At 41.1% G+C, this 15187-nt stretch carries 15 protein-coding genes; 9 read left to right on the top strand and 6 right to left on the bottom strand.

Annotated elements, in window-relative coordinates; translation table 11 throughout:
- Positions 1-11: 11 nt before the first annotated feature.
- Positions 12-953 (bottom strand): HU domain-containing protein, encoded by a 942-nt coding sequence (locus ACOV1Q_RS02455; RefSeq protein WP_424492853.1) that lies wholly within the window; start codon positions 951-953, stop codon positions 12-14.
- Positions 954-1050: 97 nt separating this feature from the next.
- Between ACOV1Q_RS02455 and dprA the strand changes: the two genes are divergently transcribed.
- On the top strand, positions 1051-2151 hold the full coding sequence (dprA, locus tag ACOV1Q_RS02460) for a DNA-processing protein DprA (protein WP_424492854.1): 1101 nt from the start codon (positions 1051-1053) through the stop codon (positions 2149-2151).
- Here dprA and trpS read toward each other — a convergent pair.
- A complete protein-coding gene (gene trpS / locus ACOV1Q_RS02465) occupies positions 2148-3116 on the bottom strand; it encodes a tryptophan--tRNA ligase (RefSeq protein ID WP_424492855.1) in 969 nt (322 codons plus the stop codon). The two genes, dprA and trpS, sit on opposite strands and share 4 nt — an antisense overlap.
- Before the next feature lie 74 nt (positions 3117-3190).
- Here trpS and ACOV1Q_RS02470 point away from each other — a divergent pair, with 74 nt between their 5' ends.
- Positions 3191-3934 carry a lysophospholipid acyltransferase family protein gene (locus ACOV1Q_RS02470; RefSeq protein ID WP_424492856.1) on the top strand — a complete coding sequence of 248 codons (744 nt, stop codon included), beginning with the start codon at positions 3191-3193 and terminating at the stop codon, positions 3932-3934.
- A 134-nt stretch (positions 3935-4068) separates the two neighbouring features.
- Here ACOV1Q_RS02470 and ACOV1Q_RS02475 read toward each other — a convergent pair whose 3' ends face one another.
- The 4 genes from ACOV1Q_RS02475 to recA all read right to left on the bottom strand — a co-directional run bounded on the left by ACOV1Q_RS02475 (position 4069) and on the right by recA (position 7485).
- Positions 4069-5379, bottom strand: coding sequence for a hypothetical protein (locus tag ACOV1Q_RS02475; RefSeq protein ID WP_424492857.1), 1311 nt, complete (start codon positions 5377-5379; stop codon positions 4069-4071).
- Between the two features lies 1 nt (position 5380).
- Positions 5381-5923: an RNA polymerase sigma factor gene (locus ACOV1Q_RS02480; protein ID WP_424492858.1), complete on the bottom strand. Its 543-nt coding sequence runs from the start codon at positions 5921-5923 to the stop codon at positions 5381-5383.
- Positions 5924-5933: 10 nt separating this feature from the next.
- On the bottom strand, positions 5934-6368 hold the full coding sequence (locus ACOV1Q_RS02485) for a hypothetical protein (protein WP_424492859.1): 435 nt from the start codon (positions 6366-6368) through the stop codon (positions 5934-5936).
- A 103-nt stretch (positions 6369-6471) separates the two neighbouring features.
- Positions 6472-7485, bottom strand: a complete 1014-nt coding sequence (gene recA / locus ACOV1Q_RS02490) for a recombinase RecA (RefSeq protein WP_424492860.1) — start codon at positions 7483-7485, stop codon at positions 6472-6474.
- Between the two features lie 364 nt (positions 7486-7849).
- On the opposite strand from recA, the gene trhO reads away from it, so the two are divergent.
- From trhO to ACOV1Q_RS02525, 7 genes are all read left to right on the top strand, one after another.
- Complete coding sequence (trhO, locus tag ACOV1Q_RS02495; RefSeq protein ID WP_424492861.1) at positions 7850-8881, top strand: oxygen-dependent tRNA uridine(34) hydroxylase TrhO; 1032 nt, start codon at positions 7850-7852, stop codon at positions 8879-8881.
- A 118-nt stretch (positions 8882-8999) separates the two neighbouring features.
- Positions 9000-10154 carry a PSP1 domain-containing protein gene (locus ACOV1Q_RS02500; protein WP_424492862.1) on the top strand — a complete coding sequence of 385 codons (1155 nt, stop codon included), beginning with the start codon at positions 9000-9002 and terminating at the stop codon, positions 10152-10154.
- Positions 10147-10632 carry a gliding motility lipoprotein GldH gene (locus ACOV1Q_RS02505; RefSeq protein WP_424492863.1) on the top strand — a complete coding sequence of 162 codons (486 nt, stop codon included), beginning with the start codon at positions 10147-10149 and terminating at the stop codon, positions 10630-10632. The genes ACOV1Q_RS02500 and ACOV1Q_RS02505 overlap by 8 nt, the downstream gene beginning before the upstream one ends.
- A 10-nt stretch (positions 10633-10642) precedes the next feature.
- Entirely contained in the window at positions 10643-12979 is a 2337-nt protein-coding gene (locus tag ACOV1Q_RS02510) for a penicillin-binding protein 1A (RefSeq protein WP_424492864.1), read from the top strand.
- Positions 12980-13227: 248 nt separating this feature from the next.
- Positions 13228-13926: a CoA transferase subunit A gene (locus ACOV1Q_RS02515; protein ID WP_424492865.1), complete on the top strand. Its 699-nt coding sequence runs from the start codon at positions 13228-13230 to the stop codon at positions 13924-13926.
- A 68-nt stretch (positions 13927-13994) separates the two neighbouring features.
- On the top strand, positions 13995-14345 hold the full coding sequence (locus ACOV1Q_RS02520; protein WP_424492866.1) for a four helix bundle protein: 351 nt from the start codon (positions 13995-13997) through the stop codon (positions 14343-14345).
- Between the two features lie 69 nt (positions 14346-14414).
- Positions 14415-15068, top strand: a complete 654-nt coding sequence (locus ACOV1Q_RS02525) for a CoA transferase subunit B (RefSeq protein ID WP_424492867.1) — start codon at positions 14415-14417, stop codon at positions 15066-15068.
- Positions 15069-15187 lie beyond the last annotated feature (119 nt).

Below are 15187 nucleotides of genomic sequence, written 5' to 3' on the forward strand. Positions count from 1 at the left end.
ATATTCTTGATTTACAGTTCCTGAACAAGTAACCAGGCTCCCGGATTGGAGGAGTTTTTTACTTCACGTAAGGCTCTTAACGCATCAAGACGTGCTTCATGGCTGCTGTAGACGACCTGGAAGAGTCCGTATTTATTGGCTCCAATCTGGCGGGCTTTATAACCTTCCTGCCTTAATTCCTGAACTTTCTTTTCGGCATTCTCTTCCAGCCTGAAAGCTCCGGCGACAATGTGATAGTTGCCAGACTGTTTGTCTACTTTGAAAGTAACTGCAGGTAAAGGATTATTAATAATGAAGGTCGCTTTCTGGATTTGATTTTCCAGCTGGTGAGCAGCTTTTTGTTGTTCTGCAACATTGTGTTCGTTTACCTGATCACTGTAGATGTTCAGTCCTGCGAAGCCGCTGAGGCCGATGGCCACGAGTCCAACTGCTGCGTATTTCACAAAAGAAGCAGTTTTTCTGGATCTTCTTTCGGGTGTGAAGGCGATAGGTGCTTTTTCTTCCAGTTTTTCTGCCTGCTTTTTATAACTTTCTCTTAGGATCTTTTCAGAAGCGAAAGAGCTTAATCCAAACGCCTCTTTGAGGTAATTCGTTTGTGCGGCAGGTTCAAACTGCAATTTGTCATCTTCAATCAGAGTAAAAGAACCTATGTTCTCAAAATTTACAACTTTATTTTTCTGAAGTACAATTTGCAGATCCTGAACGTAGAAATTCAGCTTTTCAATAGCGGCGTCATAAGAGATATTTTCAACTTCTGAAATATGGTTTGCAAGCAAACCATCATTTTTCACCAGTTGACGGTTAAAAGAAACCGTTTTTTGTGGTGGATAAAATTCATTTGTAGAAGCGTAAACACGCGCAGGCTGACGTTGTGTGATAAAAGCTCCGAATCCCGGAAGGATCACACATTCGTACCTGTAGAGTAAATCGTTTATGTAAGTCGCTATTGCCATTAAAACAAAAGTAGAACTTTTTCTGTTTTGAAAAAATAACCCTTACAGTTTTTATCAACAAAAGGTATTTTTGCTTTTATTGCAGGGAAAAAATTGAATGTTTTCTTCTGATCTACAATACCTTCTGGCCCTGCAGCATGTGCCGAATCTAGGTGATGCCACGGCAAAAAAACTTATTCGTTTTGCAGGATCTGCTGAAGCTGTTTTTAAAGAGAAAAAGCAGAATCTGCTCAAGATAGATGGTGTAGGAAATGCTAAAATTGACGGACTTTATGATGCGGTGCATTTAAGAGAGGCCGAAAAGGAACTGAAATTCATCCAGCAGCAAAATATCACCTGTCTTGATTTTCGTGATAAAGAATATCCCGAAAAACTGAAACATTGTTTTGATGGGCCTGTACTGCTCTTTCAGCGAGGCAGTATTGATCTCGTTAACAGGAAGATCTTAAGCATCGTAGGAACCAGGAATGCCACTTCCCACGGAATTGCTTTTTGTGAGGAATTTATTGAACATATTGCGCCACTTGATCCGGTAATCGTTTCAGGGTTTGCGTATGGTATTGACATAACTGCTCAAAAAGCCGCTTTGAAGCACGGAATCCAGAATATTGGATGTCTTGCACACGGCCTCAACCAGATTTATCCCAAACTGCACCATAAGTATGTAAAAGGTATAGAAGAAAATGGCGGTTTTCTAACTGATTTTTGGAGTACAGATATTTTTGATAGAAATAATTTTTTGAAGCGCAACCGGATCATCGCAGGATTAAGCGAAGCCACCGTAGTGATTGAAAGTGCCGAAAAAGGCGGTTCTCTGGTCACTGCAGATATTGCCAATTCCTATGATCGGGAAGTTTTTGCCGTTCCGGGAAGGCCGGGGGACAGCCAGAGCAAAGGCTGCAATGAATTGATAAAAAGGCAGCAGGCGCATGTTTTAACATCTGCAGCAGACCTAATTTATATGCTCAACTGGCAACCGGATTCAAAAATAAAACCTGTTCAAAAACAGCTTTTTGTAGAGCTGGAAGAAGAGGAGCAAATGCTTTACAGTTTTCTCAGGAAGAACGGCAAAGAACAACTTGATTTAATTGCCCTGAACTGCAGTATTCCTACTTTCAAAGCTGCCACTTTACTGCTCAATATGGAGCTAAAGGGAGTAATCAAGCCTTTGCCGGGAAAACTCTTTGAAGCGGTTTAGTAACCCAATTTCTGCCGCACTCTTTGGAGGACTTCATCAGCTGTTTTTCGAGCTTTTTCTGCTCCCACCGCTAGTGCTTCTTCAATTTTTTCAGGGTTGTTCATGTAGAAATGATATTTTTCCCGTTGCTCTCCAAATTTGGTGATCAATAGCTCATATAAAGCCTGCTTCGCATGTCCGTAACCATAACCTCCTGCAGTATAATTCTCTCTCATTTCTGCGGTTTGCTCTTTAGAGGCTAGTAATTTATAGAGGTTAAACACATTATCGACATCAGGATCTTTTGGTTCTTCCAGCGGAGTACTATCTGTCTGAATTCCCATTATTTCCTTCCGAAGTTTCTTATCCGTCAAAAAGAGGTTTATGGTATTGCCTTTAGATTTACTCATTTTGGCACCATCTGTTCCGGGAACGTACATAGTTTCTTCGGCTACTTTAGCATCAGGCATCACGAAAGTCTCACCCATTTTTGCATGAAAACGAGAAGCTACATCGCGCGTCATTTCCAGGTGCTGTAATTGGTCTTTTCCTACCGGAACAATTTCAGCATCGTAAAGGAGAATATCTGCAGCCATAAGCATAGGGTAAGTGAATAATCCTGAATTCACATCCTCGAGCCGGTCTGCCTTATCTTTGAAAGAATGCGCAAGCGTAAGTCGCTGGTATGGGAAAAAGCAGCTTAAATACCAGGAAAGTTCAGTAACCTGAGGGATATCACTTTGACGATAAAAAACCGTCTTTTCAATGTCCAGCCCAAAAGCCAGCCAGGTCGCAGCAGTAGAATACGTGTTTTGGCGCAACACTTCAGCATCTTTTATTTGAGTTAAAGAATGCAGGTTCGCGATAAATAAGAAAGATTCATTATTAGGATCATTCGCTAATTCTATAGCGGGAATAATTGCTCCAAGTAGATTTCCCAGGTGGGGAGTTCCGGTGCTTTGTACGCCTGTTAGTATTCTGGACATCGAATTTCTTTATTTTTCACAAAGGTACTTTTTTTAAAGAATTCCCTCAATCCAATTCCTTATTTTTGGAATCTATGGGAATATTTCGAGCGGTTCTTATCCTCTTATGGCGCATTTGGTTTTATATCTTAATGGCTATTCCTATTCTAGTCTTATTCCCCTTTCTGTTGGTGGCCTCCTCGCGGGAAAAGTGGTATCCAGCATTTTTCTACATCGCCAAGATCTGGGCGGTAATTATTCTTTTCGGGATGGGATTTATTCCGAAGATAAAAAGGCAAAAAAGGCTTGAAAAAGGCAAAAGCTACATGCTCGTGGCTAACCACACCTCGATGACAGACATTATGCTGATGCTTATCACCATAAGAAATCCTTTTGTTTTCGTCGGAAAAAAAGAACTAGCAAAAATTCCCATTTTTGGATTTTTCTATAAACGCACCTGCATCCTGGTAGACCGGGAAAATCAAAGGAGTCGGCAGGAAGTATTTGCCAGAGCTCAAAAAAGGTTAAAAGAAGGTACCAGTATTTGTATTTTTCCGGAAGGAGGCGTGCCCGATGATCACTCTATTGTGCTTGACAAATTTAAGGACGGCGCTTTTAGATTGGCAATAGATCACCAGATTCCTGTTGTTCCCATCACCTTTCACGATAATAAAAAGCGGTTCTCTTATAAATTCTTTTCAGGAAGTCCCGGTAAAATGAGGGTGAAGATCCATCCTTTTATTTCTACTGCCGGGAAAACACAGGCAGATAAAAAAGAACTGCGGGAAAAAACCAGAGCAGTGATTTTGGAGGAACTGGAGAATCCGAGTGTAGAGTAGAGATTATTTACACGTGAGGAGCTGATGAAAAGGCTGCGCTACGTCAACCTGAACTTGTTTCGAGTTCTGGGGGTAATTAAGAAGGGTGAAAAAACGAGAATCTGGAATAATTTCAGAATGGCGATTTTCCCAATTTAAAACTTATAGCTAAATCCTGAATAAACTCCCAGATAGTAAGGCTGATACCCACCGGAAGAAGAGCTAAAAGTATTTAACTGGTACTTGAACATTGGCTCTACGTTCAGCTTGAATTTTCTGTTAAGGTTGTAATCCACGCCCAAACCTATATTGGTGCTAAAGCTAATATTATTGAGGTTATTTGCTTCCCCAAGATCTGTAGAAAGAGGGCCGGAATTTACAGAAATCATATTTTCATCCAGAAACATGGTACTCGCACCACCAATCACATTAAGTTCAATCTTTTTGTTGATCAATTTATACTCCAGCTCCACCGGCACTTCAAGATATCCCAGTCTTTGATTAAGCATTCCTTTACTAAGGTTTCCAAAAGACGATTTGTTAAGGGCAGCTAACGGTTCCCCTTTTCCTCCCGCAGGAGATGCGGCAAGGGTGCTGTTGTCGAGGTTATCATGATTGGTATAATTGATACTGCTTACTGCAAAAGGATTCACGACCGAATGATACTCAATCCCGCTGGTGTTATAGCTCAGGGAAACTTTGTTGACGCCCGAGCGAATCTTTAACTTGTCAGAAATGGCATATGCAATATTGATTCCATAGGAATAAGTCACTTCCCCTTCACTGCTGTTATTGTCGAACTGCGAATCCAGGAAGTTTCCTTTGCTGAAGTTGCCGTAGTAAATAGGCGCCGCATGCGTTTTTACCTCAAGTCGGCCCGCAAAAGACGCAACTTTCATTTTTTCTTCTGAAGCTTCTTCATTTAAAGCCTCGAGGATAGATTTCTTTTCAAAAATGCCATTTTTGAGAGGTTTTTCTTCTAAATTCTCTTCTGAAGTAATAGATTTTTCAGATTTCAGGATCGAAAGAAGAATTTTCTTGGCTCCAAAAGGGCTTATTGAAGAAGTTTCTTCTACAGGAGTTTTCTTTTCATTTGTATTAGCTAAAGATGCTTTATTGGGATTCGAAAAATGGCTTTTTGAACTCTCTTTCTTGTCTGGGTTAATGGTAGCAATAGAAGCTTCTGTGGAAGTGATTATTTCCCTGTCTTTTTCCAGAATTTGCTCTTCTCCTGTGACCACCGAATTTTGTTGCGGCTGCAAGATCCAGTCGCCAATGAGCATAATGATACTAATAATAGCTGCGACCCCGGCAATCCTTGACCATAGCGGTACAGGAAGCACTTTAGGCTTCTCTTTTTCCTGCAACTTCGCCGAAATAGATTTCCAGACAGCCTCTCGTGGAGTGGCCTCAAAATCCCGGAATTTCTCCTGGTATAATCTGTCTATGTTCTTTTTCTCTTTCATTTTACACGGACCGGGCGGTAGATTTTAATTGGGCGGCTTCTATTTTTTCTTTTAAGATAATTCTGGCCCGTGCCAGATTTGACTTTGATGTTCCTGTTGATATTTTTAGTAATTCTGATATTTCTTTATGAGAGAACCCGTCGAGTGCATAAAGGTTGAAAACCTGCCTGTACCTGTCTGGCAACTCCTGAATGATCTTAAGTAGAAAATCTACAGATACCGTTTCCTCATCGATTTCAACTTCCGGTTCTTTGAGCTGGTCATCTCTTACGATCTCAAAAACGGCTTGTTTTCGGTATTTTTGAAGCGCAATGTTTATGGTAATCCGCTTCATCCAGCCTTCAAAGGAACCTTTGTTCTTATACTGGGGAATCTTTTTAAAGATCATCATAAAAGCATCCTGCAGGTTATCTTCGGCCTGTTGATAAGTAGAAGAATATTTAAGGCACAAAGGGAATAGCTTATGTGCATAAAGCCTGTAAAGCTGCTCCTGGGCTTTAATATCGTGCTTTTGACATCTTTTTATGAGTTTCTTGATTCCCAAATTCTTCTTTTTAGTTTCTGCTTTCTGAAGCTGGTTCCACAGGAATTTTTAGCCTTAGAAAACGTGAATTTCCCGCTGCATCCTGACCTCGCCAGAAGTTAAATATATAAAAATCATTTGGTTCCGGAGTAAAGCTGAAACTGGTTTGCCTGGTTAAGCCATTCTCTTCTTCGCAGGAAGCATCATTTGGAGGATACGAATTCATGACCCCGAAAAAATATTCATGTCCTTCAGATTCACTTTCGATTCCTGCAAATTGATGACAGCTGGAGGGTGGAGAATAGGTGATTTCTATGGTATAGGTCACTCCTTCGGCAAAGTACTCTGGCAGGTTTACATTGGTTACAGGCACGAGTACGTTTACCATTGCATTTTGATCACCATCATCGGGACTGCAACTTAACAGCGTAAGAAAAAATAGAAAAAGCAAAGTGATTTTCTTCATTGCAATGGTTGACGTGGGGAAGTATCTCTTTATCAGATGCAAGAAAAATCCAAAGGTTGCGCAGGAGAACAAAAAAAATCCCGTTTCCGGGATTTTTTAACTTTTATGCTTTTGCGATCTTAATAGCTTCCTTGATCCTGGTCTCAAGCTCATCCATGAGATCTGGATTATCTTTTAATAAGGTTTTCACCGCATCACGCCCCTGCCCGAGTTTTGTGTCTTCATAACTGAACCAGGAACCGCTCTTTTTGATAATCTCATAATCAACACCAACATCAATGATCTCTCCAATTTTGGATACCCCTTCCCCGTACATAATGTCAAATTCGGCTGTCTTGAATGGAGGTGCAACTTTGTTCTTCACAACTTTTACACGGGTTTTATTTCCCTGTACTTCGCTGTTGCTGTCTTTTATTTGTGTAGACCTTCTAATATCCAAGCGAATGGAAGCATAGAATTTAAGGGCATTACCGCCGGTAGTGGTTTCAGGATTCCCAAACATCACCCCAATCTTCTCTCTTAACTGGTTGATGAAGATCACAGTACATTTGGTTTTGCTAATGGAAGCAGTAAGTTTACGAAGCGCCTGGGACATAAGACGGGCATGTAACCCCATTTTTGAATCTCCCATTTCCCCTTCAATTTCACTCTTAGGAGTAAGTGCTGCCACAGAATCTACTACAATTATATCTATCGCTCCTGAACGGATCAGGTTGTCGGCGATTTCCAAAGCCTGTTCCCCGTTATCGGGTTGTGAAATAATGAGGTTATCAAGATCAATTCCTAATTTTTCGGCATAAAAACGATCGAAAGCATGTTCGGCATCAATAAACGCAGCAATGCCTCCTGCTTTCTGTGCCTCGGCAATTGCGTGCAAAGTAAGAGTGGTTTTACCCGATGATTCCGGCCCATATATCTCAATTACTCTTCCGCGGGGATAACCTCCCACGCCAAGAGCCAAATCCAATCCTAAAGATCCGCTGGGAATTGCTTCCACATCTACCACAGATTGATCACTCATCTTCATGACGGTCCCTTTTCCATAGGTTTTATCCATCTTATCGAGGGTGAGCTTCAGGGCTTTAAGCTTGGCTTCTTTTTCTTTATTATCACTCATCTTGTTCTAACTTTTTTCTGAAATGTTGCTGCTAAATTACTATAAGTTTTGTTGCAGGACAATTTTATAACGCAACCTTTTAATGTTTTCTGCATCTATAGAATGAAAGCAAACATAAGAACTACATGAAGTTTCTTAGAAGAAATATTATTTTAAACAATGCCGGTGGTTCTACAGTGGTCAATTTGTGCTGTAGCTGCCGGGTGGACGGTGGCTAACGTTATTCCTATTTTAAGAAGAAAATTAAAATATTAATAACGAATTAGCCGTTCGAAAAAAAATGCCCTGGTAAAACATCAGGGCATTTTTTCTTTAAAATCATATCTTTGCAAAAAATTCTTTAATTCTTAAACATTCGTATAGCATGCAACTGTACAATAAATTAAGTGCTAAAGAAAGAGCAGCCCTTCTAGAGGAAGCCGGGGAAGACCGGTTAACACTCTCTTTCTACCAGTACGCAAAAATTGGAAATCCTCAACTTTTTAGAAATCATTTATTTATAGCCTGGGACCAAATGGAGGTTTTGGGGCGTATTTATGTCGCCCATGAGGGGATAAATGCCCAGCTTTCTGTCCCTGCAAAGATGTTTCCGGAGTTTAAAAACTTCTTAGACGGAATATATTTTCTGAAAGATGTTCGTCTTAACATCGCCATTGAGCATGACCTGAAATCTTTTCTCAAGCTGAAGGTGAAAGTGCGCGATAAAATTGTTGCCGATGGCCTCAACGATGAGACTTTTGATGTCACCAATAAAGGAGTTCATGTAGATGCCTTGAAGTTCAATGAACTTTTAGAAGATCCCGATACGGTTCTTGTGGACATGAGGAATCATTATGAAAGTGAAATAGGACATTTTAAAGGAGCCATTACTCCCGATGTGGATACCTTCAGGGATTCATTGGATATCATAGAAGAAGACCTTAAGGACCACAAAGAGGATAAAAAGCTAGTGATGTACTGTACCGGCGGAATTCGTTGTGAAAAAGCCAGTGCCTATTACAAGCATAAAGGTTTTAAGAATGTTTTTCAACTTGAAGGCGGAATTATCGAGTACGCCCGTCAGGTAGAAAACCTGAAACTTGAAAATAAATTCCGAGGAAAAAACTTCGTTTTTGACCATCGTAGGGGAGAGCGCATAAGTAATGATATTATTTCTAACTGTCACCAGTGCGGGAAACCCTGCGATACACATGTGAACTGCGCCAATGAAGCCTGTCACCTGTTGTTCATTCAGTGTGAGGAATGTGCTTCAAAAATGAATAATTGTTGTTCAGAAAAATGCCAGGAAATAAATGCTTTGCCATATGAAGAGCAAAAGGCGTTGCGCAAAGGGATTCCAAACAGCAATAAGATCTTTAAAAAGGGCAGGTCTGAGGTATTAACTTACAAGCGGTGACAATTAGGCTGCCGTCTTTACGTTCCATAAATAATGGTATATTTACCTCAGTATAATTGTGTATAAATTCAAATCCGGGAGTGCTAATCACTTTCAGGATTCAAATATAAAAGTTAGTATGGGATGTGAAAGTTGCTCGACCGGTGGCGGTCAGCCAAAGGGATGTAAGAATAATGGCACCTGCGGGACAGATGGTTGTAATAAGCTGTCTGCCTTCGACTGGCTGTCAAACATGGAACTTCCCAATGGTATGGCGCCCTTCGAGTTCGTGGAAGTCCGTTTTAAGAACGGAAGAAAACATTTTTATAAAAACACAGAGAATTTAAGTTTAAGCATAGGTGACGTTGTTGCCACCGAAGCAGCTCCCGGGCATGATGTAGGGATCGTTTCCCTTACCGGTGAACTGGTACGGGTGCAAATGAAAAAGAAAAAAGTAAGGCAGGATAGTAGTGAAGTTCTAAAAATCTATCGGAAAGCTTCGCAGCGGGATATCGATATTTGGCAGGAAGCTCGTGAGCGTGAAGAAAAAATGAAGGTAAGGGCGCGAGAAATAGCCATTCGTCTTAAACTTCAAATGAAGATAAGCGATATTGAATTTCAGGGCGATGCTTCAAAAGCTACATTTTACTATACTGCGGAAGAAAGAGTAGATTTTAGGCAGTTGATTAAGGAGTTTGCAAGGGAATTCAACACAAGAATTGAAATGCGACAAATTGGTTTCCGGCAGGAAGCGGCCCGCCTGGGCGGAATTGGCTCCTGCGGAAGAGAACTTTGTTGCTCTACCTGGTTGACAGATTTTAGATCGGTCAACACTTCAGCAGCAAGATATCAGCAATTGTCATTGAATCCGCAGAAACTTGCCGGGCAGTGCGGAAAATTAAAGTGTTGTTTAAACTACGAGCTGGACACTTATTTAGATGCTTTAAAAGATTTCCCAAAATCTGACGTTAAACTTCATACTAAGAAGGGAACAGCAGTTTGTCAAAAAATTGACATTTTTAAAGGAATGCTGTGGTATGCCTATGAAGGTGACTGGAGCAACTGGCATACACTCACTGTGGAGCAGGTAAATAAGATCATAAAAGCCAATTCCAAAAGGGAGCCTGTAAACAGTTTAGAAGAGTACGTGGTTGAGGTTCAGCAGGAAGAAAAGCCTGATTTTGGGAATGTTGTAGGCCAGGACAGCCTTACCCGCTTTGATAAAAAGGGTGGTGGTGGAAAGAAAAAACGCAAGAATAAACGTAAGAAAAGAAAACCGCAAAAAGATGCATAAGGCGTTTTGGATAAGCCTTTTTACTTGTTTTCTTCTTTTTTCATGTGATAAAAAAAGGGTTGTGGACAAGTACGAAAGTATACCAAACCAGTGGCACAAAGATTCTGTTGTGAGTTTTAATTTCACACCACCAGATACTATTCGGCCTTATAATTTGTTTATTAATCTTCGGAATAATTCAGATTACAGGTTCAGTAACTTATTCTTAGTGGCTAATATGACATTTCCCAATGGAAAGGTGGTAAGTGATACGCTTGAATATCGTATGGCCGAACCTTCTGGTAAATGGCTTGGCACAGGCTTTGGTGAGCTAAAGGAGAACAAACTCTGGTATAAAGAAAATGTGCGTTTTTCAGAAGAAGGGGAATACCAAATCAACATCGAGCAAGCCATGCGAAAGGGCGGTGATACCGATGGAATTCAGGATCTCGAAGGAATTACTGAAGTTGGTTTTAGAATAGAAAAAACAGATAATTAAGATACAGCCGATGGGCAAATCAACTGAAAAAAAAGAAAAAGCTGCTAAGAAAAGATCTTACAACCGCTACATAGTATGGTTTTGGTCTTTGTTCACTGCCGGAATTTTATTTATTGTATTCCTTTTTCTTCTGGCGAGCTGGGGCGTTTTTGGACCCATGCCCACCTTCGAAGAGTTAGAAAACCCGGAAACGAATTTAGCTACCGAGATTTTCTCTTCAGACGGTGAAACTTTAGGGAAATATTACAACGAGAATCGAACTCCGGTGAAATATGAAGATTTGCCGCAACATTTGGTGCAGGCATTGGTCGCTACCGAGGATGAACGTTACTACGAGCACGCGGGAATTGACGCCCGCGGCACCATGAGAGCGGCAGTTTTTCTTGGAGCAAGGGGAGGAGCAAGTACTATTTCCCAACAGCTGGCAAAACAGCTTTTTACTCAGGATGTTTCTCAAAACTTTGTGGGGCGGGTACTGCAGAAGTTTAAGGAGTGGATCATCGCTACAAGATTGGAACGCCAGTATACCAAAGAAGAGATCATCACCATGTATCTCAACAAGTATGATTTCGTTTACCAGGCAGTAGGAATTCGTTCGGCGGCCAAGATCTACTTCAACAAAGAACCAAAGGATTTGAAAGTTGAAGAGTCGGCGGTTCTTGTGGGTATGTTGGTGAATTCAGCTTATTATAATCCGGTGAGGCGGCCAGAGCTGGTAAGGGACCGAAGAAATACTGTGCTAAGCCAAATGGAGAAAAATGATTACATCACGGCAGCACAGGAGGATTCTCTTCAGCAAACGCCAATGAAGATCACTTTTACTCCGCAGGGTCATGATGAAGGAATGGCAACCTATTTTAGGGTGTACCTTCAGGGATTCATGAAAGACTGGATAGAGAAAAATCCGAAACCTGACGGTGGTAAGTATAATATTTACCGCGACGGGTTAAAAATATACACCAGCATAGACTCCAGGATGCAGCAATATGCCGAAAATGCGGTGAGTGAACACATTTCTCATCTTCAGAAGGAATTTAACAGGCAAAACGCAAATAACGCTACAGCGCCTTTTAGAGATGTTACTTCCGAAGAAAGAAGAGATATTATTAGCGATGCCATGCGCCGTTCTGAAAGATGGAGAATAATGGTCAGTCAGGGAAAATCTGCAGAGGAAATTCGTAATTCATTTGATCAGGAAACTGAGATGAGTGTTTTCACCTGGGAAGGAGAAAACCGGGTAAAAGATACCGTTATGACTCCGCGGGATTCTATACTGTACTACAAATCCTTCCTGCAATCGGGAATGATGTCTATGACACCTCAAACGGGTGAAGTAAAAGCCTGGGTTGGAGGAATTCATTTCAAGCATTTCAAATATGATCACGTAAAACAGGGAAAAAGACAGGTAGGTTCTACTTTTAAACCTTTTGTATATGCAACTGCAATTGACCAGTTACATTTATCTCCTTGTGATACGCTGCCAAAGAGTTTACATACCATTGAAGCAGGTAGATATGGCCTTCTGCAAGACTGGACACCTAAAAATAGTGGAAGTGGAGACGATGCTTACGCCGGAATGGTAAGTCTTAAAAAAGGTTTGGCGGAATCTATTAATACGGTAACGGCGCGATTGATCGACAGGACCGGTCCCGAGCCGGTGATTGAATTGGTAGATAAGCTGGGCGTAAACACAAAAAATATTCCGGCAGCTCCTTCAATTGCATTAGGTACAGCAGATCTCAGCGTTTTCGAAATGGTTTCTGCCTATAGCGCCTTTGTGAATGAGGGCGTATACGTGAAGCCGGTGATCGTGAACAGGATCGAGGACAAGAATGGAACTGTTTTATATCAGCACGTGCCCGAAACCCGCGATGTGTTGAGTAAAGAAGCGGCATACGTTACCATAAACCTTATGGAAGGGGTTACAAGATATGGCTCGGGGCAACGACTTAGAGGAACCTGGGCTACAGGAGCCGATCATTATAAAAGGGCAGTAACGGGTTATCCTTATGATTTTAAAAACCCAATAGCCGGGAAAACGGGAACGACACAAAACCAAAGTGATGGCTGGTTTATGGGAATGGTGCCTAACCTGGTCACGGGAGTTTGGGTTGGAGCTGAAGATCGTTCGGTTCACTTCCCCGGGATTACTTATGGGCAGGGCGCAACCATGGCATTACCTATTTGGGGAATCTATATGAAAGATGTCTATGCAGATCCAGATTTGAATATTTCAAAAGGAGATTTTCCTAAACCTGAAACCCTCTCTATCGAAACCGATTGTGACGCTTACGGTAGAGGTAGTGAACTGGAAGCAGGCGGAATTCCTGATGAATTGGATTTTTAAAAAATAATTTCTTCCTGAAACAGCATTTTTAAGGCTATTCAAAAAAGAGGTTATAAAGGCAGATTCTACGTCCTTAAACCCGCTTTTTTGGAATAGCTTTTTTCTGCTTCGGAAAATGAAAATCCGGAGGAAAAATAGCTGATTTAATTGTCGTGGTTCCGGTAAACTTTTCCGAAGAACTCAAAGAATCGAAAAACCATTGTAACCGGAATAAATATTTCGTAATTTTCGTGTAAAATAATTACGAAATGATAAAAAAGACGGTGAATAATGTTCAGGAGGCACTTGAAGGTGTTCATGACGGCATGACTTTTATGCTGGGTGGTTTTGGACTTTGCGGAATCCCCGAAAATGCCATTTCTGAACTGGTACGACTAAACCTGAAAAATCTTACCTGTATTTCCAACAACGCCGGAGTGGATGACTTTGGACTTGGCCTACTACTCCACAAAAAGCAGATTGATAAAATGGTGTCTTCTTATGTGGGTGAGAACGCAGAATTTGAAAGACAAATGCTAAGCGGGGAACTTGAGGTGGAACTCACTCCGCAGGGAACGCTTGCAGCCAAATGCCAGGCAGCCCAGCAAGGCTTTCCAGCTATTTATACGCCCGCAGGTTATGGGACAGAAGTGGCAGAGGGAAAAGAAACCCGCGAATTTGAGGGAAAAATGTATGTGCTTGAAGAAGCTTACAAAGCAGATTTTGCTTTTGTGAAAGCCTGGAAAGGAGACGAAGCCGGAAACCTCATTTTTAAAGGGACTTCACGAAATTTTAATCCGGTGATGTGCGGTGCAGCCAAAACAACCGTGGTTGAGGTAGAGGAACTGGTAAAACCGGGTGAACTGGACCCAAATCAAATCCATATTCCGGGGATCTTTGTGCAAAGGATCTTTCAGGGAAAAGATTATGAAAAAAGGATTGAGCAAAGAACGGTGAGGAAGAAATAGATTTGAAGGTTTGAAAATGTGATGATTTGAAAATTTGAAATGTAAAAAATAGTTTCAGAAAGTACAGTATGAGAGACGACAGGGAAAATTTAATAGTGAATAAAACTTTTGAGTTTGCCTTGGGAATTATTGATTATACTGAAGCGCTTCGATCTCACCACAAATATGAAATGGCTTCTCAACTTTTCCGAAGTGGTACTTCAATTGGAGCAAATGTACGGGAAGCGCAAAATGCAGAAAGTAATGCAGACTTCATTCACAAGTTCAAAATCGCAGCAAAGGAATCAGATGAGACAAATTACTGGTTAAAACTTTGCAAAGCTTCACCACACATTTCCAGTCCAGACCATAGAATTATGACAGAATGCATATCTATAATTAAGATAATTTCTAAAATCATAAGTTCAAGTAAAAAATAAATTTATCAATGGAATTGAAGGCGCATTTTCAAATCTTCAAATCCTGCGAATCTTCAAATTAGATAAAGAATGTTAGATAAAGAAGGAATAGCAAAGCGCATTGCCAAAGAAGTCAAGGATGGCTATTACGTCAACCTTGGGATTGGTATCCCAACTTTGGTAGCGAATTTTGTGCGCGACGATATACAGGTAGAATTTCAAAGTGAAAACGGCATTTTAGGAATGGGACCTTTCCCTTTTGAGGGGGAAGAAGATGCAGATCTCATTAATGCCGGAAAACAAACGATCACCGCCCTTCCCGGGGCAAGTTTTTTTGATTCTGCAATGAGTTTTGGGATGATTCGTGGGAAGCACGTAGATCTTACTATTTTAGGAGCCATGGAAGTAGCCGAAAACGGTGATATTGCAAACTGGAAAATTCCGGGGAAAATGGTAAAAGGAATGGGTGGAGCAATGGATCTTGTAGCTTCTGCCGAAAATATCATTGTGGCCATGATGCATACCAACAGGGCCGGGGAATCAAAACTGCTTAGGCGCTGTTCATTGCCGTTAACAGGCGTTGGTTGCGTCACAAAGATCGTTACCAACCTTGCAGTGCTTGAAGTGACCGAAAAGGGCTTTAAACTGCTCGAAAGAGCTCCGGGAGTATCCGTAGAAGAAATAAAAGCAGCTACTGAAGGAACTTTAGTGGTGGAAGGAGATATTCCTGAAATGCAGCTCTAAAAATGTGAAACGGAAATGCCATTTTTGGAACATCAGGAATATCATATTCTTAAGTGTCTCAAAAATGGCATTTTTATAGATTATTCAAATTCAGCTTATGAATTAAAAACTGAGAATGC

This window comes from Salinimicrobium maris (assembly GCF_049680855.1).
Lineage (GTDB): Bacteria > Bacteroidota > Bacteroidia > Flavobacteriales > Flavobacteriaceae > Salinimicrobium.